Raw genomic sequence first — 26,885 nt, 5'->3', positions numbered from 1 at the left:
TACTGGAGGAATGATGCTTCATGAAACAGGAAACGAACGAACGGAGACGTCTCGTTCTCCGTCTTACGGCCGAGCAGGCTCTTGCTCTGCCACTGCTGGAGAGCGGCTATTGGTTTCATAAAGATTTGCGCGACAACTTTTATTTTGCTTCCCATCTGTTTGCCTATGTAGCCGAAGGCGCTCCCGACTGGAGCGAGGAGACCCGGAAAGCGGCGGCCGGTCTGTCCGTCCGGATGCTTCGTCAAGTACTGACGCTGCAGGATCAAAATCTAGACAGCCCGATGTACGGTCATTGGCCGCTAAATCTGGGAGCCGATCCGGCTGCGGCGAAGCCGCACGTACTGCCGGTAGAGCTGATGGGATGCCTGCTGATCCTATTCCACGGAAAGATGCGCCACGCGCTGTCCCCTGAACTGGACAGCGAGCTTCAAGCAGCTCTGCTGCACATTTACAAAAGCAACGTGTACCGCCACCCACTGGCGTCGATGCACCATCACGAAGCGAAGCATACCGCATTAAAGCTGCTGCTCGGGCACATCTTCGCCGACGGAGCACTGCTCCAGGAAGGGATGGCATGCGCCCGCCGACTGCTGGATCACGTACATACGTTCGGATTCAAGGAGTACGGCTGTCTCCCTTGGCATTGGCATTGGATTCAGGCTTTCACTTGCGTATGGGAAATCGTCCAGGATGAACAAGCACGTAAGGTCGCGGAGGAGTTGCTCGAATATTTATGGAGACTTCGCGCGGAATCGTATTTGCGCGGCGCTTGGGTGGGGCCCCAGTCCCGGATTTGGCCGCACGATGCGCCGAAGGATACGAATACACCGCACGACTATATCCAGTTCGGCGATTTTCCGGCGCCGACGACTTTCCCGCGTCTGGAGGGAGCGGCGCTCTTCACCTATGAAGTATCGGAGGCTGTCCGGGAGGCAGCCATGAACCGCCAAGCGCCTTGCGAGCTCAAGCGCAAAATCCGTTTTGCCGAAGCCGATGAAAAGGTCGAGTCCGAAGCTCATACGTATGCCTATTTGACAAACGACTATGCCCTCGGGGGCATTTGGGAGCGGCGTGACGAATTCGATAACGAACAGCTGCGTTGGGATGTCTCGCTACCCTTGGATACGGCAACGGCTGCACTCGGCGTAAATCAGCTGTACTTCTTCCATCCCGGGGCTAATTACACGCCGGGCGACGACCGCCACGCCAGCTCTTACGGACAGGTGCTGCTGGACAAAGACACGGTTATTGCCGTCTGGGACGTGCCGCCGGATGCCGAGGCCGCCGATACGCTGATCGGATGCTTGCCTATGGGCGAATGGCATGTCGAAGAACGAAGCGGCTATGGGAAGCTCGGGCAGGTCTTCGTAGCGGTCCATCTGATGCTTCCGTTGCGCGTGACAGAGCAAAATGACCGCCTGTCCGCAGCATCGCTGCTCTCTAACGGGCGGAACGCAGTCGTGGTCGAAGCGATGGGGGCGGCGGAAGCGGAAGCGTCCGGCGTAGAGACGCTGGACGACTGGCGTGCGTTTGCAGGCGCTCCGGACAAGCAGCCCGCCTTCGAAGACGGCGATGGCGCCTTGTCGGTTGCTTATACGACTCGCCGCGGCCGCAGATTGCAGCTGACCGTACACGGGGAAACTATTGTACAGCGTACGGTCGACGGCGTGGTGGTTGCCTTTGACGACTACACGATTTTTTGAAATTGGGTCAGAGTAATGCCGGGCGCGAGCAAATGGACCTGTACCGGTTCGTACCCGTGCTTTTCGTAGAGCCGTACTGCCGGCGTATTGTTCGTACCCGTAGCGACTTTAATCACCGTTCCCGGCGGGACATGTTGCTCGATATGCTCCAGCAGACGGCTAGCAATCCCGCGACGGAACCAGTCGGGATGCACCATCATCCGGCAAACGGTCATTTCCTTGGGCGATTGCTTGCAGGCTGCCGCGCCGACAAGCCGCTCATCCGAATAGCAGCCGAAAAACGCTTCCCCCGACTCCCGAAGTGAAAGTGGCGAATCGAGCAGCGGCGGAATTTCTTCGAAGCCGACAAGCTCCGCTTCGATACGGTATGCGACCTGCTGAAGCGACAGCAGCTCCAGCACGGCGTTCAAATCGCTTAATTCAATCGGTCTGATCATGAGGATGCAGCCTCCTTCGAGCCTCATTCGACAGCGGAGGCACTTAGATTGCCCTATATTTTACCAAACGAAACGTTGGGTTACAACAAAAGAGGCTGTCTCCAAGGACAGCCTCTTTATTGATAGTCTTAACGGTTCAAGACCTCGATAATCAATTTGTTTACCAATCCGGGGTTAGCTTTCCCCTTCGTCTCTTTCATTACTTGACCGACCAGGAAGCCGACGGCTTTCTCTTTGCCCGCTTGGTAGTCTGCCACCGATTGCGGATTGCCCGCAACAATCTGCTCAACGACAGCCAAAATTGCGCCTTCGTCGCTGATCTGCACAAGCCCCTGCTCCTCAACGATCGTCTGCGGGGCTTTGCCCGTTTCCAGCATCGTTTTAAAGACGGTTTTGGCAATTTTACTGCTGATCGTCCCCTTTTCCATCAGTCCGATCATTTCGCCGAGACCTTTGCCGGTCACTTTGACATCCTGCAGCTCCAGGTTGTTCGCGTTCAAGTAGCCGAGCAGATCGCCCATAATCCAGTTGGAGACGGCTTTGGCGTCCTTCGTGAAATTCAAGCTTTCCTCGAAAAAGTCAGCCAGCTTGATCGACGACGTGATGACCTCCGCGTCATAGCTCGGCAGGCCGTATTCGGTGACGTACCGCTTCTTGCGGGCGTCCGGCAGCTCGGGAATCGATTCGCGAACGCGCGCTTTCCAAGCGTCGTCGATGTGCAGCGCCACGAGGTCCGGGTCCGGAAAATAACGATAGTCGTGCGCTTGTTCCTTGCTCCGCATCGTCAGCGTCTTGCCCTGCGCTTCGTCCCAACGGCGCGTTTCCTGTACGACTTTACCGCCGCTGTCCAGCACGTCCGCCTGACGCCATTCTTCGTATTCCAGTCCGCGCTGAACGCCACGGAATGAGTTCATGTTTTTCAACTCGGCCTTGGTGCCGAATTCCTTCTGCCCGTAAGGACGCAAGCTGATGTTCGCGTCGCAGCGCAGCGAGCCTTCCTCCATCTTCACGTCGGAGACATCGCAGTACTGCATAATTGCTTTCAGCTTCTCCAGATACGCCCGCGCTTCCTCGGGAGAGCGGAGATCCGGCTCGGACACGATCTCGATCAGCGGCGTGCCGACGCGGTTGAAGTCGACGAGCGAGGCATGGCCTCCGTCTACGTGCGTCAGCTTGCCCGCATCTTCCTCCAAATGCACGCGCGTAATGCCGATGCGCTTCGTTTCGCCGTTGACCTCGATTTCAATCCAGCCATGCTCGCCGACCGGCTTGTCATACTGCGAAATTTGGTACGCCTTCGGGGAGTCGGGGTAAAAATAGTTTTTGCGGTCGAATTTGCTCTCCGTTGCAATCTGGCAGTTGAGCGCCATCGACGCTTTCATCGCGTACTCCACCGCTTGCTTGTTCAGCACGGGAAGCACGCCGGGATGTCCGAGACAGATCGGACACGTATGGGTGTTCGGCGGAGCTCCGAAGGCGGTGGAGCAGCCGCAGAAAATTTTGGAGTTCGTGTGCAGTTCAACGTGCACCTCGAGCCCGATGACCGTCTCGTATTTCTTGTCGGTTGCTGCTGTCACTAAAGGTGGCTCCTTTCTATTACAGCTGCGGACGCTGCTTGTGGAAGTCGGTTTGCTGCTCGTAAGCGTGAGCGACGCGCAAAATCGTCGATTCGTCCAACGCCTTGCCGATAATCTGCAATCCGATCGGAAGACCGTCGGCAAATCCGCAAGGAACGTTGATGGCCGGAATGCCGGCGAGGCTGACGGGAATCGTCAAAATATCGTTCAAATACATGGTCAGCGGGTCGTCCGCTTGAGCCCCGATCTTAAAGGCCGGCGTCGGAGCCGTCGGTCCGATAACCACGTCGTATTTTTCGAACACCTGCTCGAAGTCACGCTTGATCAACGTGCGGACCTTTTGCGCCTTCAAGTAGTAGGCGTCGTAATAACCGGAGCTGAGCGCATACGTTCCGAGCATGATGCGGCGCTTCACTTCGTCGCCGAATCCTTGACTGCGGGATTGGACGTACATATCAAGCAAATTTTTCGGATTGTCCGCGCGCACGCCGTAACGTACACCGTCGAAGCGCGCCAGGTTGGAGGACGCTTCGGAGGAAGCGAGCAAATAATAAGTCGCAACTGCGTATTCCGAATGCGGCAGCGATACTTCTTCCACGATCGCTCCTTGGCCTTCCAGCACCTTCAAAGCGGTCAAGACGGCATCCTTCACCTTCGGGTCGATGCCTTCGCCCAAATATTCCTTCGGGACGGCAATCCGCAGCCCTTGAACGTCGCCCGTCAAAGCGCTGACGTAATCCGGAATTTCCGTGTTAAGCGACGTAGAGTCGAGCGGATCGTGCCCGGCAATCGTCTGGAGCAAATAGGCGCTGTCTTCGACGTTTTTGGTGAGCGGACCAATTTGGTCGAGCGAGGACGCGAACGCGACCAAGCCGAAGCGGGAAACGAGCCCATAGGTCGGCTTAAGGCCGACAATGCCGCAGTATGCCGCAGGTTGGCGGATCGAACCGCCGGTGTCGGAGCCGAGCGAGAAGTACACTTCACCAGCCGCTACCGCCGCTGCAGAGCCGCCGCTGGAGCCGCCCGGAACGTAGTCGAGATTCCACGGATTGTGCGTCGGATGGAAGCTGGAGTTTTCATTGGAGCCGCCCATCGCGAACTCGTCCATATTCAGCTTGCCGATGCTGACCGCATCCGCTTCCTTGATCTTCCGAACCGCGGTTCCGTCATAAATCGGGTTGTAGTTGCGTAAAAATTGGCTCGCGCACGTCGTCGTGACGCCTTCGGTCACCATGTTATCCTTGATGCCGATCGGCAACCCGAACAGCAACCCGCGCGGTTCGCTGCCGCCTGCCTGGGCGTCCAGCTCCTTCGCCTTCGCCCGGGCGTTCTCCTCGTCCAACGTGAGAAACGCCTTCACTTTGCCGTCGACAGCGGCAATGCGTTTATACGACTCGTCCACCAGATCGGAGACGGTGATTTCCTTCGCATGAAGCTTGTTATGTAGTTCCTGCAAGCGCAAATTAAACAAAGACAAGCACAAGTCCTCCCTTCAGGTTCGCCTCGGTAGATTCCACACTTATTCCAATACGGCAGGCACTTTGATCTGCCCGTCTTCTTCGTCCGGGGCGTTAAGCATCACTTTCTCAATCGGCAGCGACGGTCTGACCTCGTCTTCACGCATGACATTGACAAGCGGCATCGCGTGGCTGGTCGGTTCGACATCGTTCGTGTTCAATTGCTCCAGCTGCCCGGCATATTTCAATATGGCGTTCAACTGCTCGGTAAACTGCTCTTTCTCGCGGTCGCTCAGCTCCAGTCGGGCGAGCGCGGCCACATGTTCGACATCCTTCACGGTTATGCTCATTCCTGCACCTCACTCTACTGACAATCATTCTTATTATTATAGCGGAGTTAAAGGTTGAACTCAATTGGGAACGGCGTGATTTTGCCCAAAAGAAAAAGAACCGGCATCGCCCCTTTCGAGGCCACAACCCGATTCTTTCGTTTCAACTCTATCACGCTTCTATCAAATGCACGCTTCAAATCCAAGCCCTCAGATTGACTTGCTTGATGAAGTCTTCCTTGGACTGCACCTCTTTGTTCGTCTCCACTACGACTTCTTCCGCATCGCCGTTCATTACCCGGCGAAACAGCTCTTCGTTCTTCGTCGCGAGTGCAAAATCGATCAGCGCTTCTCGTTCCAGCCGATCCACTTCCAGCTGAATGAGTACTTCTTCCAGTTCGACATCGGCGCCCGGTACGAAGTAATGCTTGTTCACTTTCGGAATCCGAACCACGTAATCGAACACATTGTCCGCATTGCGGTCGTACGCGATAATATATCCATATTCGCCGATCGGCAAATTTAGTTCGAAGCTGTCGCCAATAATAACGATCTTCTGTCCCAGACGCAGCATGGACGTTCCCCCTCTTGGTCAACCGGCCCTTGCCTTGGATTCATGTTCTATTTGCTAACAATCTTTCTTGCAACGGTCGCAGAGCGTTTATAATGAATTCTATTAATTTTATCATCTTTTCGAAGGTTAGGCAATGTGATACCTCGTCCGTGCGAACGAAAAGCATCCCGCTTGTATAATGTGAGGAGGACTACGATGCTGTTCCGACCAATCTATCTAAGAGACAGAGATTGCTAGACCAGATTTGGAAGGGATTGGTCTTCAATTTTATCTTTTTTGTGCTAAAGTACTTTACAAAGAAAAACAGCTTCCCTAATGGCGTTTGAAAATGAGGAGCAAATAAGCGGAAAAGTGTGGGGTATTCATGACAGACCATTTGAGGTTTCCGATCGGGCAGTACGAAGCTCCGGCAAAGCCGGATGAGGGGATGATTGCGGCTTGGATCGATGATATTTCCCGGCTGCCGCAGCAGGTGAGAACGGCTGTACAAGGAGCCGATGAGGCTCAGCTCGATACGTCGTACCGACCGGGAGGATGGACGATGAGACAGGTCGTTCATCATATGGCGGGACAGCCACATGAACAGCTTCATTCGCTTTAAGCTGGCATTGACGGAGGAAGTGCCCATGATCAAGCCGTATCGGGAGGAACGCTGGGCGGAGCTGCCGGATACCCGGCAAGCCCCGGTCGCGTTATCGCTAGCGCTGCTGGACGCCTTGCACGAACGATGGGCATTGCTGCTGCGCAGACTCACGGATGAGGAGCTTGCAAGAGAGTTTCGCCATCCGGACAGCGACATCATCCGGCTCGATCAAAATATTGGGCTGTACGCTTGGCACGGCAGGCACCATTTGGCGCACATACGCCTTATAACCGGATGAGCCCTTCCCGCGATACGGTCAGCTTCTCGAAGCCGTTGTCCGTCACCGCGTAGCTATTCTCAATTCCGACAACCCCCCGCCCGGGGAAGGTAAACTTCGGTTCGATCGCAATAACCATCCCCGGTTCGAGCGGATACCGGAAGCCTTTGGCCAGCACAGGCAGCTCGTCGACCTCCAGGCCGATACCGTGTCCTAAAAATTTGACCTGATCGTCGCCGAAGCCCATATAATGCTCGCCAAGCCCTGCTTCCTGGGCCATGCCAAGCGAATGGATGTAGAGCTGCTCGCACAATGTACCGGGCTTCAGCATCGATTCGACGCTGCGGATGATGGCCTCAGATACGTCGTATGCCTGCCGCAGGTCGTCCGACAAATCGCCGATCACGGCCGTCCGGGTCTGATCGATCACGTATCCGTCGATGCAGCATCCGATATCGATCAAGATCGGCTCGTTACGCTCGATCGGCCGCCGGCTTACGCTCTGCGGGACAGCCGGACCGAGCCCTTGACCGCCCGCCGGGCCATCAAAGTATGTCGGCTTGGCAACGGCTTCGCCTGCGCCGATCACTCCGGTAAGCACTTCTTGGTTATATCCGCGCAAACGCATCACCCCGATATGGCCGTGCAGCCGGATGTGGTGTTCGACGGCGCTCATCAGCTCCAATTCGGTCATCCCCGGCTTAAGCTTCGCAAGCGCATCCTCAAGCGCGCCGTCGATGATACGTGCGGCTTCGCGGATACAAGCGATCTCGCGTGGCGATTTGATCATGCGCGTCTCGCGGATCAGCATGGACCCGTCCTTCCACAAAACGTGCGGAAGCACGCTTTGCAACCGCTGCCATTGCTGTACGGGCAGCACGTCGAATTCGGCGGCAAGCGTCACGGCGGAACCGGAGGCAAGCTGCGGAAACGTCTGGGCCAGTTGGGCGCCGAAGGCGCGGAATGAGCCGAGCGGCTCTACTGCGGCTGCGGATTCCTCCTGTGCGCGCAAGACGCTGCGGCGGACGTAAAAGCGCGGCTCACCTTCCGCAGGAACGAACAGATAACCGGTCTGCATGGAGCCGGTCAAATAATACAAGTCCACATTTTGCGTAATCATCATGCCGTCAAGCCGATGGGCCTGCAGCTTCTGCTGCAAGCGACCGATGCGTTGTGCGTATTCGGTCATGTTCAGTCCCTCCTATGGCAGAAATCCTGTATCTCTACATTACCTGCCGCAACTGGAAAATGCAAAGGGGAGCTTTGAACGAAAGACTCCGGCCTATGGAGAGTTAACGGAATCGGACGCTGGCGACGCTGCTGAACACAACCGGCTCGCTGCGGGAAAGACCGAGCAAAGGCTGGTTCAGTTCCACGATAGCAACGACGGAAGGCCCGTAAATCGTCACCTGAACGTTACGCGTCGTTTGCTTGGCTGTACCGGTGTGAACGGTAACCGTTCGCTGAAGCACATAAGGATACGCGGGACTGGTAACGAACTCCAAACGATGCACGACGAGAGCCTCGCGAAGGTGGCTGCCCGCTTCCGGCGTCAGATCGCTGTTCAGCTTCAAGTTCAGCCGAAGGTACCGGTAGAAATCATCCGTCCCCTTCGTGCTGTCCCACACAAGCCGGCCGAGCGCCGCCTCCTCAAGCACGATATCCAACGAGGCGGCATGCGTAGCACGATCAAGCAGCGGTTTGGTTTTGTTCATGCCGTACGTTTGCATCATCCAATTGAACGCAATGACCCAAATAAAGGCGGCTGTAATCATGCCAAGCAAGCCAAACAGCAGCAAATGCGCGCTCCCCTTTTCATCCTTCAGCAAGCCGTACGCTTCCGTTCTCAACCAACACTGCCATGCCCGCCGCACACGTATCTCCCTCCTTTTAAAACAGCAACATTGCTTCGAGTTACTCGTAAGCTTCACTTTTTCCGTAAAGCACCAAATAATAAAACCCTTCCTGGGCCGATGCGTTCCCTCCGCCCCCGATGGCGTTCAGCATACGGCTCAAATTCGGCGCGGGATACTTGAGGATGAGCTTCACCGTCGGGTCAGCGGCATCGCGAAGCACTTTGCTCCGAGTGCTCCCCATATAGGACGGATAGGCCATGCCGTTCACCGTCACGTCTCCCATCCCGAGCGAGGCTAACCTGGCGTTCATATTGGACTCTACTGTCGCGCTTAAGTAGCCGACCGCTTCCATTTCCTTGAGCGCATGATTGGCAATCGTGTTCAGATGATCCGCCTTCATCGTATAGACAAAGAACGGGACGATCGCCAACGAAAGAAACAGCAGCACTGGCATTAAGAAGAGCGTTACGAGGACGTTGGCCATCCCCTGCTCGTCCTGCAGAAAAGCAGCGATTTTGCTTTTCACTACAACATCACCGTCAATTTGTGACATAATCGAAGCTGCGTACCTGATTCGTAACCGTCGTATGACCGTTGCGAACCTGCTGCTTCAGACCGGCGCCGCCGGCCGGTTGAAAAATATAAATCGAAATGCCGAAAATGAGCACGACCGCTAAACATAATGTAATTAGTTTGCTCATGGTTCAAGGCTGCTTCAAGGTAGCTTCGCCGCTTGTTTGATTGACCGTTGCCTGAGATACGCTCTCGTAAAGTTTTGTTCCCTTGCCCCCCACCGCAGGACCAACCTTCGATCCGGCTACAAACATAGCCGCTCCGCCGAGCAATACCGTCAATAAGCAGGCAATAACCAGTTTTCCCACAGGGCTCTCATCCTTTTCTGTCGTTTAGATTATGGTGCGGTCGTACTGACGGAGCCGCTGCGTACATCCACCTGCGCTCCGGAGATGCTTGTGTTGAGCTTGCCTCCCTTATCCCCTACTGCCGGACCGACCTTCGTTCCTGCGACGAACATCGCCGCTCCGCCCAACAGGACGGTCAACAGGCAGGCAATGACTAACTTTCCCATAGCTCTCTCCCCTTCGCGATCGTTATCGTCTCATTGAAACGCATTGTTGATTTGCGTGCTCGTCTTCGCTCCCGCCGTGCCGGCCGCCGGAACGATCTGCGCGCCGAGCACATACAGCGTAGCGCCCCCCAGCAGTACCGCCATCAGCATGGCAATTACGATTTTGGACATGTGCGTCCCCGCCTTTCCCTGCGCCTAACCCTCGAAGCTTGTCATCAGCTGCTCGGATATGGTGACAATCCATGGGTACAAAAACAGCAGAACGATAACGGCAAACGGAATCATGATATAAAAGCTGATCCAAATCGGGGCGTTCTCCAGTTTCCGTTGAATATCCGCCGTCAGCGTCGCCTCGATGCTGGCGGTCTGCTCCTTGAGCACTTTGGCCATTTCGTTCGTATCGGCCTGGCAGACTGCATCCAAGGCGTTAACGAGCGGGAACACCTCCGAGATGCCGACCGCTTCCTTAAAGCGCCAAATGGCAGCCCGCTGATCTTTGCCCCACATGACCGTCAGCTCCTGCAAGTGCGGCTTCAACAGCTTGAGCGGCCGTCCGGCGCGAATCAGCATTTCCCGAATGTCCGCCTTCTCGCTGACACAGATCGACAGCCGCTGAGACAGCTTGGCGATTTCGAGCAGGTACCCGGTTCGCTTCTGCGCCGCCGCCATATGGACGAACAACAGCGGAGCCCACCAGCCCAAACCTGTGCAAAGCAGCAGCTTGAGCCCCAATCCGAACCACGGGCCGAGCCCCGGATTCGCAAGCAAATCGGGGCTGGCCGCCGCTTGAGCCATAAAGCCGACCAACAGCATCGTGAGAGCGAGCCCTGCGCGAAGCAGATGAAAACGCTGATAGCCCCAATCCGCAGGCAGTCCGGCGAGCCGGGCTTTCTCGGCAAACGCGCGCGCCTTGGGACTCAGCGCTTCCTCCTGCCTGTCCACGGCAAGCATCCGATGTTCCCGCCGCTTCAGCGCTTCCAGCATCATCGCCAAACGGCTGGCCCTTCCGAAGCGGATGCGTCCGAGAAGCGGGAACCACAGCAACGCGCTGCCCGCTATGAACAACAGGGCAAACAGCGCTTGAAAGGCCAGCATCCAACTGTTTGAAACCATTCCCGTCATCGGGCATTCTCCTCTCCGGGAAATAGGATATTGCGTCGCAGCGAAAGTTTTGCCGACCGGCTAATCATCGCTCGCTTAAAACGCTTTGCGGCCCGATTTGATGACCATGACCATCGAAATAAACATGACGGCGCTGGAGACGATCAGCAGCGACTTGCCGACCGGATCGACGAAATAGTGGCGGTAGTTCGCCCCGTCGGCATAAATGTTGAAGCCGACAACGAAGAAAGCAAAGCCGATCATAAATGTCGTACCGAGCCGGTAAACGGTAATCATGGCGAGCCGGTTCTCTTCGTGCCGCTTGGCCGCTTGCATCTTGCCGACCAAGTGATGCAGCGATTCGGTGACGTCGGTGCCGTAATGCGAGCCGATCAGCAGCAAATCCGCAAGATCGTCGGCCCACCCGCTTTGAATTCGGCGCGCAAACTCGTACAGCGCTTCATCGACCGACTTCATATGAAGCGCGAGCTCCAGGCGTCTCCATTCGCTTTGGACCTCGTCCGGCATCGTCTTCGACGCTTTGACGATCACTTCGGCCAGCGTCAGCCGGGGGCGGTAATGTCCGATCAAGTTCTGCACGAGCATGATCATACGGTTCGCAATGCGGTGACGCTTGCGCTGCACGCGAAACCGGACATAAAAGTAAGGAAACGAGCCGAGCAAAAAGGCGATGGCGCCGCTGAGCGTCCATACGTGGAAGCCCTGCAGCCGGTCTGCGCCGACGGCAAAACGCTGCTGCATCAGCTGCACGGCCGCATCCGAGCCGAAAAATCCGACAAACGCCAACAGCAGCATGACTGCGCCGATCGCCTCGACCCCGATCTTGAGCTCGGCGACTTCCATTTCCTCGGCCAAATGTCGGATAGGCCTAAGGCCAGTAAACGAGCCTCCCAAGGTTCGACGGCCGGGATCGCCCCCGAGCGACCTGAAGCGGCGGCGCCGGGCCGCGCCGGCTCCGGTCATCCGCAACAACCACACGACCAGCAGCAGCGACCCGACGATCCAACAGCCAAAGAGCAAGCCCTTGAGACTGCCTTGAATGAGCTGTGCCGACACGCTCATGCTCCCCATACCCCCAGTTCCCAAAACTCGTCGGGATTGGCTCCGTTTGCCACAAGATGGTCCATCAGCGAACGGCTGAACCGCGCACCGGTAAACCTCCACGTCTGCCGCTGAAAATCCCATTCGACCAGCGGACGGATATGTACCGTCTGCTGCTCGTCTACGGAAAGCTCCGTAATTTCCGTCGCGACCCGAACCGGCTTTCCCCCGATGCGTACCAGCCGCAAAAACACAATAAGGTTAAACGCCCGGGCTACGCGCCGGACGGTATCGGTTTGGTCATGCTGCCGCCCGTCCTGCTTGATCATATCCACGACGTCGCTGATGAACGAATCGCGATACTTCGTATGCATCGTGCCCATCATATCGTGACCGCGCAGCGCGCCCTGCACCATCTGGGACACCTCGGAGCCTTTCGCTTCACCGACGATCACCCAATGCGGGCTCATCACAAGCAATGGCTTGAACGATTCCTCCATGCTCAGCCCGATCTCATCCACTTCCCGGACGGCCAAAATGTTCCGGTTCCCCCGCAGACGTTCACGGAGCGCGACCTCGAATTCTTTCTCCAGCGTCCGAATCCGTTCGTTCTCTGGAATTTCCTGCGCCAGCGCGAACAAAAACGTCGTCTTGCCGGTCGCCGTGCCCCCGCCGATCAAAAAGCTGGCATGGTAGCGGACCAGCAGGCGCAGGAGACGCGCCATCGGCTCGTTCAACGTATGTAAATCGGCCAGCAGCTCAAGAGTCACGTCCTTGACGATAAAATTGCGAATATGAATGCTTGGGACATCGGAATACGGCGGCCGGGTCATCACGAGTCTCGAACGGTTCCACAAATAGGACTGGATGAACGGCTGCCGCTCGTTGATCGGCTTTTTGCCGCACAGCGCCAAACGGTCCTGCAGCAGCAAAACGTCGGCAAGCGAAGCGAACCGGCGGGCATGACGCGTCATCTCTCCGTTGCGAAGCAGATAAATGTCGCAGCCGATGACCTGAACCTCTTCCACGTCGGGCAGCCTGTACAAATCCTCAATCAATCCCGCGCCGCACGTGTCGGCAAATACGCATTCCGTCGGGGTCAGCGGCGGCGTCAGCGTGTCCGGTTCGATATCGATGCGGTATTCGGTCAGCAGCGTATCGATGACCGCCTTCATCCGTACCTGCGCCAGCGGCTCGCCAAGTCCGGCTTGCAAAATATCTTCGTACAGCGCCTGATCCTTCTTGGAGCGCTCGGTTAAATGCTCGTACACCAGCTTCACCGCATCGGCCAGCGGCATGCGCTGCACTCCTTTTTTATGCCCGGCCGCATTCAGGCTCGACCACGAGGCAGGCATACGCTCACGCGCTTGGTCCGCCTGCATCAGATCCTTCAAATATTGCCCGGCTTCGAATCGGGTTCTCGGGCGCATCCGCCCGCCCGCTCGATGGGCTGTCGGTAATGACAAGTCAGTCCCTCCTATCCGAACAAGGCGCTCAATCTGGAGATCCACCCCGGCTTACGCCGCTGGCCCGGGGCAAGCTCCATTCCCGGCACGTCTCCTTCCGCGCGCTTCGTCAGCAATGCCGCCAGCCCGTCGATCGCTTCGGTGAACGGCTCCGCCTTCGGCATCAAGTAAAGGGGAACCCCTTCATGCACGGCTTTCATGCCGAGACCGCCGGACGCATTCGGAATCGAAGCGCCTAAAGACATTTGCAGTGCGTCCGCGATCCGTTCGGGCTTATCGTCCGACGATGCGCGGTTGAGAATCAGCGAGATGTCGTACGGAGTCAGGCCGCAATATTTCCAATAGCAGTCAAACCATTCGCGCCAACTTGTACGGTAGGAAGCATAATTGTTCTGGGCGACGAGCCAGCGAATGTCGGCTCCGCGGACAGTACACACCGTCGCGGCGTTATCCGGATAGGCGTTCAGATCGACCAGCGTCACGTCGAATACGGATCTGGCCGTCTGCAGCAAATGCTCCATCATTTCCGGCGTCATATCGAGCGCGGTGTCTCGGCGGGGCGAGCCGGTCAAAATGTGCAATCCGGTCATCTTCCGATAGGTCATGCATGAATCGAGCAGGTCTTCGGGCTGCAGCGTATGGGTCTGCAGCTTCGGCCGCAGCTTGAATTGGCTGCGGTCCGTCTCCGTCAAATTCAGCTGCGAGCGAATTTCCGGGTTGCGCAGATTCGCGTCGATCAGCCCGACGCGCAGACGGTTCGCCGATGCCAGCGCAAGCGCCGTATTGACGGCGACCGTCGTCGCCCCGTCCTTGCTGCTCGCAGACCAGACGGCAACCACGATGCCGCTTCGCTTATCGCCGGCCGACCTGCGGACGCTGCGTCCTTCGACGGAAGCAGCGAGCGCCTCGAACGTCTCCTGCTCCGTTCCACCCAGCGGCAAAACGGTGAAACCGAGCGTCTCCGCCAGTCGCGTCAACGCCTCCAACATGAACGAATCGTATACAGCCTCGTCCGGGGCTACGACGACGCGGGCGTGAGGCTGCTTGCGCCGGATCTCCGGCATCCAATCCCAAGGATACGAATCGTAGAACAAGCCGGTATGGACGGCAATAACGTCGAACGTTTCTTCCAGCCGGGCGAGCAATCGGTCACGGTGCTGTACCGTCACGATGCCGTCCGAGCCGGTACGGCTTAATTGCGCCCCCAAAAGGTCCGCGGCGCCGGCCCGCGGGTGTGCGAACAATAGATTCATGATGCCGGTTTCACCTCCGTTGCTTTGAGCCCTGGCGAAGCGCTGCCGTTCCCCTGTGCGGCAGCGGGCTCCTTTTCCTTACCGCTGATCTGGCTTCGATTCAGCTCGCCTTTCACTTGAACCTGGGGCTTGGTTTTGCTGAACAAATCCGCTTCCTTAAGTTCCTGAAACAATCCTGTAACGGTTCCCGAAACGGCGGCGGGCGCGGACAGGTCGGGCAGCGCCAGCTTAATCTTTCCGCCAATGCTGCCGAGCACGTAGGCCTCGTACACTTCGTCGTTCATCATGTAAGTGTTCAGCTCGGGCTTCCCGTTCGGCTTGGAACGGGCGTTCTGCAATTGGGCTTGGTTCGGCTGAACGACCGTTTCAATCGTCGCTCCGTCCGTCACCTCCAGCCCTTCGGCCGTCTTGACCGCCGTAACCGGAAGCTGCTCGATAATTTTGACCGCGCCGACGCTCCATAGCGCGCCGGAGCCGGTCGTGACGAACTTGGGCGTCTCGAATTCGACCCATACGTCGACGCGATCGCCGCGCCGAACCATATTATTGACGTTGACGGCCGCATCCGTCTTGAAGCTGAAATAACGCTCTCCCGTACGGGGTACCGTGCTGCGATCGGTCAACTTCCACGTAACCAGTTCCTCGCTGTCCGCAATCGGCACAAGCACCGTCTTGCCGATCAGCGCTTCAAGGTCCGTTACGGCTTCGGAGCTGTGAGCCGCCAGCGGAATGACCGCTTTGCGGAGCATGGAAGCTTCGACGACTTCCCCGCTTTGCAGCATCCTTACAGGTTTGACCGTCGTCATGGTGCGAACTTGAATTTCGGTATGCTTCATGAACTGCCAATATCCGTATATCGATCCCGCCATCAGCACGCAGCCCAGCGTGATGACGATCCATGCTTTCTGCAAACCGTTACCTCCTCCTGTTTTTCTGGATAAACGGGTTATTTGTTGAATTGAAACAACCGCAGCAGCTTGGTCGCGGGACCGAGACGATTCCGCTCCCGCTGCGCGGGGATGACCTCGTCCGGCAGCCACCGCCGGAGCCACGGCAGCATGGCCTCGCGAAGCGCGTCCCGGACCGGCGGCGTGTCGTGCGGCAGCCGTCCTTGCCAGCCGGCCTCAGTCAGCGCCGCCAGATCCACTGCAGGCAGCAGGCAGGCGGGACGCTGCGGGAGCAAGCGCAGCCACGCTTCCGTTTGCGGCGACTTCAGCGCCTTCACCGCGAAGCAGTGCAGCCGCCGTCCCGGCGCCAGCCAGGCTTCAAGCTCCCGCAGGCGGCGGCGCGTTGCGGGAAGCTCCAGCTTATGCGCGAAAGGGTCGACAGCGTAGACGACGTCCGTCGCGGTTTCGAGCAACTCGCGCACCGCGGGATGATCCCACTGCGCGCCGACGTCCACGATGCACACCGGCCGCCGGACCGCGTGAAACAGCTTCAGCCAGCCTCCGGCGTCAAGCTGCGCTTCTTCCGCGCCGGGGGCTGGCTCTTCGGCGGGCAACCACAGCGTGTGGCCGTCCGCCCAGGGCCGCTCGTCCGGGCGACCGCCCTGCCCCGCCGCGTTATAGCAGCGATACGCCGACGGCGCGTTCTTGTCCGCGAACAACAGCGCGGACAGCTCCGCTTGCGGAGCAGGCGGCTCGATCACGGCGTGCGGGACGCCGAGATCGTGAAGCTGCCGCGCGAGCGCGAGCGCGGCAAAGGTGGCCCCGGCGCCCGGGTACAGGGCGCCGACCGCCACCACGAGCGGCGGCGTCCACGCCGCTCCCGGCTGCGGCTGCGCGCCGGCCTGCGCCGCCAGCCGCTGCGGCTGCTGCGCAGCCAGCCAGCCCGCCAGCGCGGCCCCTGCTTCGCGCGCGTCCGCGAACCGGCCGTCCGGGCTTGCGCGCAGCAGCCGCAGCACGATCGGCGCGATCCCGTACGGGATCGCCGCTTCCGCTTCGCGGTAAGGGCTTTGCGGATTGTAATACGCGCCCCCGCTCAGCAAAAAATACAGCAGTGCGCCGAGGCCGTACAGATCGGTGTGCGGATCGCTCTGCCGCCCGTCGAACTGCTCCGGCGCGGCAAAGCCGACCGTGCCGAGCAGCACCGTGTCGGCGGCTTGCTCCGCTTTAAAGCTGCGGGCGGTCCCGAAGTCGATCAAGCGCACCCGTCCGTCCGCATCGAGCATCAGGTTAGACGGCTTCAAATCGCGGTGAATGATTGGCTCCGGACGGAGCGAATGCAAATAATCGAGCAGCCCGCAGAGCTGCTGCGCAATCTCCGCCGCCTGTCCCTCGCTCATGCGGCGGCCCAGTCGCTCGAAACGCTGCAGCAGCGTTTCCCCTTCGATATAATCCATGACCAGATACAGAAATCCGTGGGCGTTGGCGGGAACGTAATCGACGATATCCGGCAGATTCGGATGACTCAAACGGCTCATCGTCTCCGCTTCCTTAAGCAGCATGTGCCGCCGCAGCGCCGCCTCCTGGCCGCTTTCCCCCGCGGACGGGTCGTCTCCGATATACGTCTCCTTCACGGCCCACTTCTTCCCCTTCAGCTTCAAGTCTTCCGCCAGAAACACCCGGCTCATCCCGCCGCTCCCCAGAGGAGCCATGATCCGGTAGCGCCCTGTCAGCGTCTGACCCGGCTGTAAACCATAATGCAGCATGGCTTCGTTTCCCCGCCTTTCGTTCGCAGACAATGACAAAAAACCGCCTTACGCATGCAAACAATGCATGACATAAGGCGGTTCTTCCGCACAATGTAATGAGATTGTTTATAAACTATCATAGTTTTACCAAAATTTCAACAACCGATTTGCCGCCGTTTATTTAGAATTTGTAAATCTCAACCAATTTTCCACAATATCTTAACGCCCAATTAACCTTTGGATAATACCCCCGCTTTATAATTAGCTCGTTCAGACCAGTCCCTGAAAGGAGCGTCCGCATGACCTTGCTCGACCGTAACGCAGCGGTTCATCCGGCCCCCGCCTCAGCCAAGCGGCAAACGGCAGCCGGGCGGCGAAGCCCGCTTCATCCGGTGGAAGGAAGCCTCGCTGGCCTATGCATTCCTGTTGCCTTCCCTTTTGCTGTTCGGTATTTTTCTGTTCTATCCTCTTTTGAAGTCGGTTTACCTCAGTCTTCATTTAACGGACCCCCGTGGGCGTATCGCCGTTTTTGCCGGTCTCGACAACTTCACTGAGCTTCTAGCCTCCGATAAATTTTACGAAAGCTTGAAAGTCACTCTGTCCTTCACCGTTCTCACCGTCCCTGTCGGCATCGCCCTTGCCCTGCTGCTCGCTGCGCTGTCGCAAGGCAGGCTTCGGGGGATGAAAGGCTTCCGGTTCGTGTTCTCGCTGCCTGTAGCCATCTCCGTCGGGACCGGCTCGGTCATCTGGATGATGCTGTATCATCCGACGCTTGGCACACTCAATTATTTCTTGACGCTGCTCGGCGCAAATCCCGTCAATTGGCTGACCGATCCGGCCTGGGCGCTCGTCTCCGTCTCCATCATGACGATCTGGATGAATCTCGGCTTCAACTATATCGTCCTGCTCAGCGGCTTGCAGAGCGTGCCCGAGGAAATCTACGACAGCGCCAAAATCGACGGCTCCGGCCCGCTGCGCACCTTTTTCCAGCTAACGGTGCCGCTCGTATCGCCCACGCTCTTTTTCGTTGGGATCGTCTCGGTCATTCAGGCGTTCCAGTCGTTCGGACAAATTCATATTCTCACCAAGGGCGGCCCGATGAACAGCACCGACGTCATCGTGTTCAATATTTATCAGGACGCGTTCGTGAACTTCCGGTTCGGCATCGGCAGCGCACAAGCCCTGATCCTGTTCGCCATTGTGCTCATTCTGACCCTTCTCCAGTACCGTCTTCTGGAAAGGAAGGTGCATTACCAATGAGTTCGCGCTTGCAAAACGCGTTCGTGTACGCCGTGCTTATCGTCGCTGCGGCGCTGACATTATATCCGCTCCTGTATACAAACTCGGCCTCATTCATGACGAACGCGGAGTCGGCTTCATATCCGCCCAAGCTGCTGCCGGGGGGCCTGCAATGGGACAACTATATTCAAGTGCTCAAGCAAATTCCGGTCGGCCAGTTTCTCACCAACAGCTTCCTCGTCTCCGGCTCGATCATGCTGGGGCAGCTCGTGACGGCAAGTCTGGCGGCCTATGCGTTCGCGTATATGAGATTTCCTGGCAAAAGCTTCCTGTTTGCGCTGTTTCTGTCCACCATGATGATCCCTTGGGAAGTGACGATCATCCCCAATTATTTGACCGTCAAAAGCTGGGGCTGGCTCGACAGCTACCAGGGACTGATCGTACCTTTTCTGGCAACCGCCTTCGGCACGTTCCTGCTGCGTCAATTTTTCCTGCAGCTCCCGCGCGAATTGTTCGAAGCCGCCAAAATCGACGGCTGCTGCCATCTGCGCAGCTTTGCCCGGCTCGTGCTGCCGCTGGCCAAGCCTGCGCTCGCCACGCTCGGCGTGTACTCGTTCCTGACCCACTGGAACATGTACTTGTGGCCGCTGCTCGTCACGAACGGGCAATCGATGCGCACGGTCCAGGTCGGCATCAGCATGCTGCAATTCGAAGAGCTGACCTATTGGAACGTCGTGCTGGCGGGCGTCGTGACGGTGCTTCTGCCGTCGCTTGTTTTGCTGCTGCTCGGTCTGAAGCAGCTCGTCCGCGGGATGACCGCCGGTGCGATCAAGGGGTAAGACATAGCGCGAGGGCCGGCTCTTGGCTCGCTCCGCATGACGGAGTCGACGGGTTTCCCAACGCCTCCTCGCAATATATAAATAACCAATGAAAGGGAGAGATCAACCGAAATGAAGCACCTGAACAAAAAAAGCATGCTGCTTCTGCTGCTTGCTTTCGTCACTATGTTTATGGCGGCATGCAGAAACGGTAACGGCACGGTGAGCACCGGCGGGGACAAGCCTGCAGCCGGGGGCGCCGAGAATAAGGAAGCGCCGAAAGCCGGGGAGTCGGTCAAAGTCGTCTGGTGGCACTCGATGAGCGGCGAGCTGGGCAAGGCGGTAGACAAGCTGGTCGCCGATTTCAACGCCTCCCAGAAAAACGTCGTCGTCGAAGCCGTATTCCAAGGCACCTACGACGAAAGCTTGAACAAAATGAAAGCGTCCATGGATTCCAAAAGCGGTCCAGCGCTCATTCAGGTGTACGAAATAGGCAGCCGCTTCATGATCGACTCCAAAGCGATCACGCCGATCCAAAAATTTATCGACGCCGACAAATACGATGTCTCCCAGCTTGAAGAAAACATTTTGAACTATTACACGGTGGACGGCAAGCTGAATTCGATGCCGTTCAACACATCTAACCCGATTCTGTATTACAACAAAGACATGTTCAAAGCTGCCGGACTCGATCCGGAAAAGCCGCCTGTCACCTATGAGGAAGTCGCCGAAGCAGCCAAAAAGCTGACCAAGGACGGCAAAGCCGGCGCTTCCTTCGCCATCTACGGCTGGTTTATGGAGCAGTTCTTCGCGAACCAAGGCGCCGAGCTTCTGAACAACGGCAACGGCCGCACCAGCCCGGCGACGAAATCGATGCTCGGCAGCGATGCCGGCATCAACACGATGACTTGGTGGAAGCAAATGATCGATGACAAAACAATGCTGAACCTCGGCCGCAAAACCGACGATACGAAAAAACCGTTCGCCGCCGGCCAAATCGCGATGACGCTCGATTCGACCGCTTCCCTGCGCGGGATTGTAAGCGCAGCGGAAGGCAAGTTCCAAGTCGGCACGGCCTTCCTGCCGAAGCCGAAGGACGCGAAGGATGGCGGCGTCATCGTCGGCGGCGCGAGCTTGTACATCTTGAACAACCGTTCCGAAGCGGAGCAGAAGGGGGCATGGGAGTTCATCAAATTCCTTGCCGATCCGAAGCAGCAAGCTTACTGGCACGTCAATACGGGATATTTCCCGATCACGAAAAAAGCGTATGACGAGCAGCTCGTCAAGGATAACCTGACCAAGTATCCGCAGTTTAAAACAGCCGTCGACCAACTGCACCAAACGAAAGCGAACAAAGCGACGCAAGGCGCGGTTATGGGCGTGTTCCCGGAAGCCCGCCAGCTGACCGAAGGCGCGATCGAAGAAGTACTGAACGGCAAGAAGACGCCGAAAGAAGCGCTGGACGGCGCAGCAAAAGAAATATCGTCGAAGCTTGCTCAGTACAACAAAACGGTAGCGAAATAACGTTTCCCCCGGCCGACAGTCTCCCTAAGGGTAGCCGCTGGTTTTTTTTGAATTTGAATTCTAAAAACATTGAATTACAAATTCTAATCGTTAAAGGACAAACAAAAGACCTCCGCCCGATGAGGGCGAAGGCCGGAAATCATTAGTGCGGTATGAAGCGTCTGCGGGTGCTCTTGTTGTCCGGTGTTTTACGGATTCAGACCGTTTTTCACGATCGTTTGCAGCGTTTTGTTGCGATCCTGCGTCACTTCCCACGTCATGGCGCCGGCAAGTCCTTTGGACTTGATGTAATCGACCTTATGCTGAATCGATTCGGCGTCGTCGTACGAGATGAAGACGCCGCCGTTCGGCTGATACAGGAACGGTGTTTTGGTTACGTTGTTCCAGTAGCGGGTATAGCCGTTTTTGTTGATATAGTTGGCTTCCAGATCGTAGAAGTCGAACGATCCTTTCTCCCATGTTCCTTTCTGGGATACGCCGGAGCATTGTTGATACTGGCCGTTATCCGCCGAGGCGCAGCCCTGCCAGCCCTTGCCGTAGTACGGGAGGCCGAGCACCAGCTTGGAGGCCGGTACGCCGGCGTTCAAATGATTCGCAACCGCCTTGTCGACATTGAAGTTGACCGGATCTGCGCTGTTATCCGCCGGGTCAAAGTACAGCGGAGCGTTGTGTCCGGATTTGGATTCCCAGCCGCCGTGGAAATCGTACGTCATGATGTTAATCCAATCGAGAGTTTGCGCGACTTTGGACAGCTCCGTGTTGTTCACGAAATTCGGGCCTGCCCCGGATGCAATCGTCAACAAGTACTGCTTACCGTCGGCTGAGCCGGCGGCATTCAACTCGCTCCTGACCGCTTGCAGCAGCAGCGTGAAGTTTTGCTTATCCTCCGGACGCTTGCTGTTGCCCGCCAGACCGCCGCTGACCGGGTATTCCCAGTCGAGATCGACGCCGTCAAACTGGTATTTGCGGAGGAAGTCAACCGCCGATTTGGCAAAATTGGTCCGTGCCGCCGGATCGGCCGCCACGTCCGAGAACCGGTTGGACCAGCTCCACCCGCCGACGGAAATGAGCGTCTTCAGATGCGGGTTCGCCTTCTTCAGCTTGATCAATTGATTGAAGCTGCCTTTGAGCGGCTGATCCCACGTATCTCCCGGATACGACATGCCGGTATCGGCCCAAGGATCGCCCTGAACGATAGATCCGTTCGGTACGTTGATATTGCCCTTTTCATCGGCGCAAGCCCAGGTTTGCGGGTTCGGTCCGGTCGAATCCGGATTGCCGTGTCTGTCGTTCCAGCAAACATCCGCGAAGGCGTAGTTGATATGGGTGATCTTCGAAGCGTCGATTTCCGGCACCTTGAAGTTGCGTCCATAGACCGCCCAAGCCGGGTAATACGTGACGATTTTCTTGTCGCCGCCACTGCCGCTGCCGGATGTTGTAATCGTGACGGCATTGCTGGCGGCGGATACGTTGCCGGCGGCGTCCTTGGCTTTTACCGTAAACGTGTACAAAGTCGCCGGTGTCAGGCCGCTCACGCTATACGAAGTCGTGGCAGCGCTTCCAACAAGCGTCCCGCCTTGGTACACGTCGTATCCCGTCACGCCGACGTTATCGGTCGATGCCGTCCACGATAGCGTCACACTGGTCGACGTTACGTTGGAAGCGCTAACATCTGTTGGCGCGGTAGGCGGCGTCGTGTCGTTCGACGTCCCGCTCGTCGTCACGGTGACGGCATTGCTCGCAGCGGATACGTTACCGGCGGCGTCCTTGGCTTTCACTGTAAACGTATACGAGGTCGACGGCGTCAGGCCGCTCACGGTATACGAAGTCGTGGTAGCGCTTCCAACAATCGTCCCGCCTTGGTACACGTCATATCCCGTTACGCCAACGTTATCGGTCGATGCGCCCCAGGATAAGCTGACGGTGGTCGATGTTTTGCCGGTAACGCTCAGATTGGCCGGTGTGGCAGGAGGCTGGGTATCCGTCCCGCCGCCGCTATGCGGCTTCCACAGGGCAGGAACGTTCGGCGGCTCCCATCCAACGAGCGAGGTGTGGGCTTGAAGACATTGATAATCCGAGCCTCCGTAAGTGACAATATCACCGTTTTTGTACGAGGTATTCGGCGCCCAAGCAGCAGCGGCGAAGGCGGCCGCCGGCAGCAGCGAGGCAAGCAGCACGACGACTAGCAGCAGCGCCCAAGCTTTTCGTTTCATCATTAACTACAACAGCTCCTTTGTTTACGTTTTACTTTCTGGCATACCGTCCTTAACAATCGGACTGACATCATCGTCGATTATCGGCAGGGATCCCTCCTCTCATCATTATAGCTTCCATTATCAGGGATCTCCCCCACGTTGTAACGGATAATTTCCTCCAGAAAGAGGGATAAATTTCTACAATATCCCTGTGAATACCCGGATAATCGGCAGAGCCGTCCTTGTCTTTTAAGAACAATCAACAAAAAAGCTTGGATACGTCCGCCAAACGGAGCATACCCAAGCCTATAAGCCGATCCTTTTTAGTTGTCCGCCAGACCCTTTTCCAGCGGCAGCCAATTCAGCACGCTTTGAATTTTACGGTCCCAGTAGCCCCAATCATGCGCCCCGGGCTCCTCCTCGTAAGTGAGCTTTAATCCGAGCTCCCGGCAATGATCGCGGAAACGGATGTTGTCCTCGTATAAGAAATCTTCCGTGCCGCAGCATTGATACAGCTTTGGCTGCTCCGCATCCGAACGCGCCAATTCGGACGCCAGTCCAAACAAATCGTTATCGCTGCCGCGCAGGCTGTCCACCGACCCGAATATCGCTGCCGTCTCCTCCCGGGGCAGCCGGTTCCGCGCCATCGCTTCAATATCCGTTGCACCGGACAAACTGGCGGCCGCCCCGAACCGCTCGGGATGGCGGAGCGCCAGCTTCAGCGCGCCGTATCCGCCCATCGACAGACCCGCCACAAAGGTGCGTTCCCTCTCCTCTGCCAGCGGGAAGAAAGACCTGGCCAGCGCGGGCAGCTCTTCGCTGATGAACGTCCAATACTTCGGACCGCTCGCCATCTCCGCGTAAAAGCTGCGATGCACAGCTGGCATGACAACCGCTAGTCCGAGCAGGGCCGCGTAGCGTTCGATCGATGTCCGGCGCAGCCAGATCGTATGATCGTCCGAGAGGCCGTGCAGCAAAAACAGCACCGGGTGCTTGCCTCCCGTACTGCGGTTGTTTAAGCCGATTTGTCCCTTCGTCGTCTGGGGCAATAGGACGTACATCGACGTGGACAGCCCGAGCGACTCGGAGAAAAAATGACAATCGATAAAAGCCATGTAAGTTCCCTCCCGTTGTAGCGAATCCTATCGTATCCCGTCATTTCCCAAACCCAGTATACCGCTTCGGACCAAAACGTGCCATCGAAAATCGGCTGTGGAAGCGGGGGAAGCGGCTGCTCGTAAAAAAAGCCCGGCTCATCCGAGCCCGGCATCCGATTCGATTTAGAGCATCCGTCTCCGCTTGCGGACCGACGTCCTTCGGCCTTGCTTTCCTCCGAACGACCTGTTCCTTGCGGCCTTCATCGCTTCGCTTAGCCTCACTTGCTGCTGCTCCGCCGCCGCATTCGCCTCGGCAATCAGGTTGGCCGCCTGCTTCAGCATCGGGGATATCTGCTTCGCCGACCGGTAGATCGAATTGATTTTGTCGAAAGCGGTCAAAATTTCATCCAGGCTTTCGTTGACACTGCGGAATACCGTAGGCAGCTTGCTCACCCTGCGCTCTCCCCTCTCGTTTATTCTTCCTCTTGCTTTATTGTATGGGAGAGGCGCCCGGAAGGTTTAGGCGGGTGACCCGGGCGCGTCAAGCGCCTTTAAAATAAAATGCAGCGTGTGCTCCGCCGTCTCGTCTACAGGCAGGTCCTGGAGCGACAGCACCGTCCGGCCGCAGCCGATTTGCTTGTGAGCCAGCGTCGCGTGCTCTCTCCTCTTGTTATGTATTTAAATTAAATTTTTCCACCCTCGCAAGGCTCCCTGCACTCTTTGCGGGATGGGACGGTTTCGCCGATTGCGATCGAACCGTCGTAACGCGCGGCAATCAACGAGCGATGCTCGGATCGAAGGACGGGCGTTACCGCAGGGAGCCTTGGCATAGCGGCGGTGGAGCCGGCAGAAAACTACCGAGCATGACCGCCTGCGCTACGCGTCAGCAATGGTGACGGTGCCTGCTGCGCAGGACAATGACCAACAAAATAAACAAGACGAGGATAATGCCTATCGATGTCCCACACCCGAACGAAGGATAGAAGTGGTGGTGTTTTTTCTTCTTCTTCGGGAAAAAAACGTTGACCTCATTAAAGTTGTGAACATTTGCCGTTGGATAGTTCGACGTAGGAGCTACGTATGCAGGCGAGACGGCTGTCGGCATCGGAGGCATATTCGCCATCGGTGCCATATTCGGCATCGGGGCCGCGTAAGGAGCGATATTCGGCCCTGGCGCCGAAAACGGCGATACACTCGGGGAAGGCGGAAAATTCGACGATAATGGCGACACCATGCTCTGTTTAGGGAACGCATTCGGTTGAAACTTTTCCATACAGATGGACACCTCCGTGAAATTTACCCAAATTGCAAAGTCGGCAGTGGCGCCGTACCTGCAACTTGCAGTCGCTTGGACTGGTTACGTGTTCCTATCGAACACACCAACAGTCTATGGTGTAGCACCCATAGGGAACACGGTATTCACCTAGCCGTGCAAAATTAGACGCCTGCCCGGCCGAAGCCATCCGCGTAAAACCGCCCCCTCATGTCTTTCCGTAACGCAAAACGATCATACATTACATACGCCGCCAAAACAGCGGTCTCCCGCCAGGACGATTCGGTTCCTTGGGAGCCGCTGTTTTGTTTTTTGTCCCCGCCAACCTCTAGCGTCGAAATTGCGGGAAAAACTCACCTTGTTTGATTCATTTAATAATATTTACTTGAGTGTTGCAAAAACTGCGCTGTCGATTTAGCGCTACAAAAGTAGATATGTAAAAGGACATCGTCTCTTTGTAGAGAAATGGTCGGTTACCAGGCCAACTATTTTCTATATAAAGGAGATGCCCCATTCTCATGGTATCCCTCTGCAAGCCGGTCGTCAGGTTCATTTAGGCACTGAAATTGGAATTTTCCAAACCACAGCTCCGACATCTCTATACTCTGATCCATGGTATCATTCTCTGGGCCGGACGCAAGAATATCACACAAATACAGCACGCTGCCAAAGACCACCGTCATCTAAGCAGTGTCACGAATTTCTTGAATCATGCTCCATCCCACATTTCGCAGGTGAAACTGCGCGAAAATCAAATTTATTGAAGGGAAATCACCAACTTCCAGAGAATGTAAGGGTATAGTTTTTTCTCTGGAGGCGATCACGTGAATACTCCGCTTAACACGTATTCATATACTTCAGGCCCCGCCGTGTTGGTGGACCGACTTTGTCGTGAAATCGAGTTTGAGCAGACTTTGAATGAGTTGCTTCCATGGGATGCGAGCCGCTGCAAGCTGTCGCCCGGTGCGCGAATCAAAGCCCTTGTCATCAATGTACTTAGCGGCAAAGATCCCCTCTGCCATGTTAAGCGATTTTACCGTGACCAAGACGTTGAGCTGTTGTTCGGTGACGGTGTAACCGCCGATGATTTGAATGATGACGCGCTCGCTCGCGCACTTGACAAGCTACATGAGGCCACGCCGTGGAAGGTATACTCCACGCTCGCCATTCGTGCCATGCGCAAGCTTGACCTGCCGATCGGCACACTGCATAACGACACGACATCGGTGAGTTTGCACGGTGCTTACGAAGGGGAGGCCGATCTTCAGATCGTACGTGGACATAGCAAAGACTATCGGCCTAACCTCAAGCAGATTATGCTCGGGCTAGCTGTTTCGCCGGAGCG

Annotated in this window: 27 protein-coding genes and 1 pseudogene; 6 read left to right on the top strand and 22 right to left on the bottom strand. The window is 56.9% G+C overall.

Translation table 11 applies throughout. The features are described from left to right. The first annotated feature begins 20 nt into the window (after positions 1 to 20). The gene (locus BLO51_RS24815; protein ID WP_090676105.1) at positions 21 to 1,703 is read left to right on the top strand and encodes a hypothetical protein; all 1,683 of its coding nucleotides are present in this window, start codon (positions 21 to 23) and stop codon (positions 1,701 to 1,703) included. Here BLO51_RS24815 and BLO51_RS24810 read toward each other — a convergent pair. From BLO51_RS24810 to BLO51_RS24790, 5 genes are all read right to left on the bottom strand, one after another. Continuing rightward, positions 1,688 to 2,140: a GNAT family N-acetyltransferase gene (locus BLO51_RS24810; RefSeq protein WP_090676103.1), complete on the bottom strand. Its 453-nt coding sequence runs from the start codon at positions 2,138 to 2,140 to the stop codon at positions 1,688 to 1,690. The two genes, BLO51_RS24815 and BLO51_RS24810, sit on opposite strands and share 16 nt — an antisense overlap. 128 nt (positions 2,141 to 2,268) lie before the next feature. Next, positions 2,269 to 3,717: an Asp-tRNA(Asn)/Glu-tRNA(Gln) amidotransferase subunit GatB gene (gene gatB, locus BLO51_RS24805; protein WP_090676101.1), complete on the bottom strand. Its 1,449-nt coding sequence runs from the start codon at positions 3,715 to 3,717 to the stop codon at positions 2,269 to 2,271. Positions 3,718 to 3,736: 19 nt separating this feature from the next. Next, entirely contained in the window at positions 3,737 to 5,194 is a 1,458-nt protein-coding gene (gene gatA / locus BLO51_RS24800; RefSeq protein WP_090676099.1) for an Asp-tRNA(Asn)/Glu-tRNA(Gln) amidotransferase subunit GatA, read from the bottom strand. Between the two features lie 42 nt (positions 5,195 to 5,236). Then, positions 5,237 to 5,524 carry an Asp-tRNA(Asn)/Glu-tRNA(Gln) amidotransferase subunit GatC gene (gene gatC / locus BLO51_RS24795; RefSeq protein WP_090676097.1) on the bottom strand — a complete coding sequence of 96 codons (288 nt, stop codon included), beginning with the start codon at positions 5,522 to 5,524 and terminating at the stop codon, positions 5,237 to 5,239. 175 nt (positions 5,525 to 5,699) lie between these two features. Beyond that, positions 5,700 to 6,077, bottom strand: coding sequence for an ATPase (locus tag BLO51_RS24790; protein ID WP_090676094.1), 378 nt, complete (start codon positions 6,075 to 6,077; stop codon positions 5,700 to 5,702). Positions 6,078 to 6,441: 364 nt separating this feature from the next. Between BLO51_RS24790 and BLO51_RS24785 the strand changes: the two are divergent. Beyond that, positions 6,442 to 6,958, top strand: a pseudogene (locus BLO51_RS24785) (YfiT family bacillithiol transferase). On the opposite strand, the gene BLO51_RS24780 reads toward BLO51_RS24785, so the two are convergent. The 13 genes from BLO51_RS24780 to BLO51_RS29935 form a co-directional block, all read right to left on the bottom strand. Beyond that, positions 6,945 to 8,126, bottom strand: a complete 1,182-nt coding sequence (locus BLO51_RS24780) for a M24 family metallopeptidase (RefSeq protein ID WP_090676092.1) — start codon at positions 8,124 to 8,126, stop codon at positions 6,945 to 6,947. The pseudogene BLO51_RS24785 and the gene BLO51_RS24780 sit on opposite strands and share 14 nt — an antisense overlap. Before the next feature lie 103 nt (positions 8,127 to 8,229). Beyond that, positions 8,230 to 8,811, bottom strand: coding sequence for a hypothetical protein (locus BLO51_RS24775; RefSeq protein WP_090676090.1), 582 nt, complete (start codon positions 8,809 to 8,811; stop codon positions 8,230 to 8,232). 40 nt (positions 8,812 to 8,851) lie between these two features. Continuing rightward, positions 8,852 to 9,319, bottom strand: a complete 468-nt coding sequence (locus BLO51_RS24770) for a hypothetical protein (RefSeq protein WP_245719812.1) — start codon at positions 9,317 to 9,319, stop codon at positions 8,852 to 8,854. Between the two features lie 13 nt (positions 9,320 to 9,332). Next, complete coding sequence (locus tag BLO51_RS29465) at positions 9,333 to 9,494, bottom strand: hypothetical protein (protein WP_010502157.1); 162 nt, start codon at positions 9,492 to 9,494, stop codon at positions 9,333 to 9,335. Positions 9,495 to 9,497: 3 nt separating this feature from the next. Beyond that, positions 9,498 to 9,674: a hypothetical protein gene (locus tag BLO51_RS29460; RefSeq protein ID WP_167670326.1), complete on the bottom strand. Its 177-nt coding sequence runs from the start codon at positions 9,672 to 9,674 to the stop codon at positions 9,498 to 9,500. Between the two features lie 29 nt (positions 9,675 to 9,703). After that, complete coding sequence (locus BLO51_RS29455; RefSeq protein ID WP_167670325.1) at positions 9,704 to 9,880, bottom strand: hypothetical protein; 177 nt, start codon at positions 9,878 to 9,880, stop codon at positions 9,704 to 9,706. A 30-nt stretch (positions 9,881 to 9,910) separates the two neighbouring features. After that, positions 9,911 to 10,051: a hypothetical protein gene (locus BLO51_RS29450; protein WP_167670324.1), complete on the bottom strand. Its 141-nt coding sequence runs from the start codon at positions 10,049 to 10,051 to the stop codon at positions 9,911 to 9,913. A gap of 24 nt (positions 10,052 to 10,075) precedes the next feature. Beyond that, positions 10,076 to 11,002: a hypothetical protein gene (locus BLO51_RS24765; protein ID WP_090676088.1), complete on the bottom strand. Its 927-nt coding sequence runs from the start codon at positions 11,000 to 11,002 to the stop codon at positions 10,076 to 10,078. Between the two features lie 75 nt (positions 11,003 to 11,077). After that, a complete protein-coding gene (locus tag BLO51_RS24760) occupies positions 11,078 to 12,064 on the bottom strand; it encodes a type II secretion system F family protein (RefSeq protein ID WP_245719811.1) in 987 nt (328 codons plus the stop codon). Next, positions 12,061 to 13,509 carry an ATPase, T2SS/T4P/T4SS family gene (locus BLO51_RS24755; RefSeq protein WP_245719810.1) on the bottom strand — a complete coding sequence of 483 codons (1,449 nt, stop codon included), beginning with the start codon at positions 13,507 to 13,509 and terminating at the stop codon, positions 12,061 to 12,063. The genes BLO51_RS24760 and BLO51_RS24755 overlap by 4 nt, the downstream gene beginning before the upstream one ends. 11 nt (positions 13,510 to 13,520) lie before the next feature. Continuing rightward, complete coding sequence (locus BLO51_RS24750; RefSeq protein ID WP_090676084.1) at positions 13,521 to 14,762, bottom strand: CpaE/TadZ family protein; 1,242 nt, start codon at positions 14,760 to 14,762, stop codon at positions 13,521 to 13,523. Then, a complete protein-coding gene (locus BLO51_RS24745; protein WP_090676082.1) occupies positions 14,759 to 15,673 on the bottom strand; it encodes a CpaB family protein in 915 nt (304 codons plus the stop codon). Before BLO51_RS24745 ends, BLO51_RS24750 begins: the two co-directional genes overlap by 4 nt. A 35-nt stretch (positions 15,674 to 15,708) precedes the next feature. Continuing rightward, the gene (locus tag BLO51_RS29935) at positions 15,709 to 17,445 is read right to left on the bottom strand and encodes a serine/threonine-protein kinase (protein ID WP_245719809.1); all 1,737 of its coding nucleotides are present in this window, start codon (positions 17,443 to 17,445) and stop codon (positions 15,709 to 15,711) included. A 279-nt stretch (positions 17,446 to 17,724) separates the two neighbouring features. Between BLO51_RS29935 and BLO51_RS24735 the strand changes: the two genes are divergently transcribed. The 3 genes from BLO51_RS24735 to BLO51_RS24725 all read left to right on the top strand — a co-directional run bounded on the left by BLO51_RS24735 (position 17,725) and on the right by BLO51_RS24725 (position 20,975). Next, positions 17,725 to 18,654: a carbohydrate ABC transporter permease gene (locus BLO51_RS24735; protein ID WP_090676080.1), complete on the top strand. Its 930-nt coding sequence runs from the start codon at positions 17,725 to 17,727 to the stop codon at positions 18,652 to 18,654. Then, the gene (locus BLO51_RS24730; protein ID WP_090676078.1) at positions 18,651 to 19,472 is read left to right on the top strand and encodes a carbohydrate ABC transporter permease; all 822 of its coding nucleotides are present in this window, start codon (positions 18,651 to 18,653) and stop codon (positions 19,470 to 19,472) included. The genes BLO51_RS24735 and BLO51_RS24730 overlap by 4 nt, the downstream gene beginning before the upstream one ends. Positions 19,473 to 19,583: 111 nt before the next feature. After that, positions 19,584 to 20,975 carry an ABC transporter substrate-binding protein gene (locus tag BLO51_RS24725; protein ID WP_090676076.1) on the top strand — a complete coding sequence of 464 codons (1,392 nt, stop codon included), beginning with the start codon at positions 19,584 to 19,586 and terminating at the stop codon, positions 20,973 to 20,975. A 188-nt stretch (positions 20,976 to 21,163) separates the two neighbouring features. Here the strand turns inward: BLO51_RS24725 and BLO51_RS24720 are convergent, their stop codons facing one another. From BLO51_RS24720 to BLO51_RS24700, 4 genes are all read right to left on the bottom strand, one after another. Continuing rightward, positions 21,164 to 23,191, bottom strand: a complete 2,028-nt coding sequence (locus BLO51_RS24720) for a glycosyl hydrolase family 18 protein (protein WP_090676074.1) — start codon at positions 23,189 to 23,191, stop codon at positions 21,164 to 21,166. 302 nt (positions 23,192 to 23,493) lie between these two features. Beyond that, positions 23,494 to 24,285, bottom strand: a complete 792-nt coding sequence (locus tag BLO51_RS24715; protein ID WP_090676073.1) for an alpha/beta hydrolase — start codon at positions 24,283 to 24,285, stop codon at positions 23,494 to 23,496. A gap of 165 nt (positions 24,286 to 24,450) precedes the next feature. Then, positions 24,451 to 24,720 (bottom strand): hypothetical protein, encoded by a 270-nt coding sequence (locus BLO51_RS24710; RefSeq protein WP_090676072.1) that lies wholly within the window; start codon positions 24,718 to 24,720, stop codon positions 24,451 to 24,453. Positions 24,721 to 25,150: 430 nt separating this feature from the next. Further along, positions 25,151 to 25,540, bottom strand: coding sequence for a hypothetical protein (locus BLO51_RS24700; RefSeq protein WP_245719808.1), 390 nt, complete (start codon positions 25,538 to 25,540; stop codon positions 25,151 to 25,153). A gap of 824 nt (positions 25,541 to 26,364) precedes the next feature. Between BLO51_RS24700 and BLO51_RS24690 the strand changes: the two genes are divergently transcribed. After that, positions 26,365 to 26,885, top strand: a 521-nt coding sequence (locus BLO51_RS24690; protein WP_143006978.1) for an IS1634 family transposase, incomplete at its 3' end; no start/stop codon positions are given.

Source organism: Paenibacillus tianmuensis, from assembly GCF_900100345.1.
Taxonomy (GTDB): domain Bacteria; phylum Bacillota; class Bacilli; order Paenibacillales; family NBRC-103111; genus Paenibacillus_G; species Paenibacillus_G tianmuensis.
Note: the sequence above shows the minus strand (reverse complement) of the source record. Positions and strands in the feature narration are given on the sequence as shown.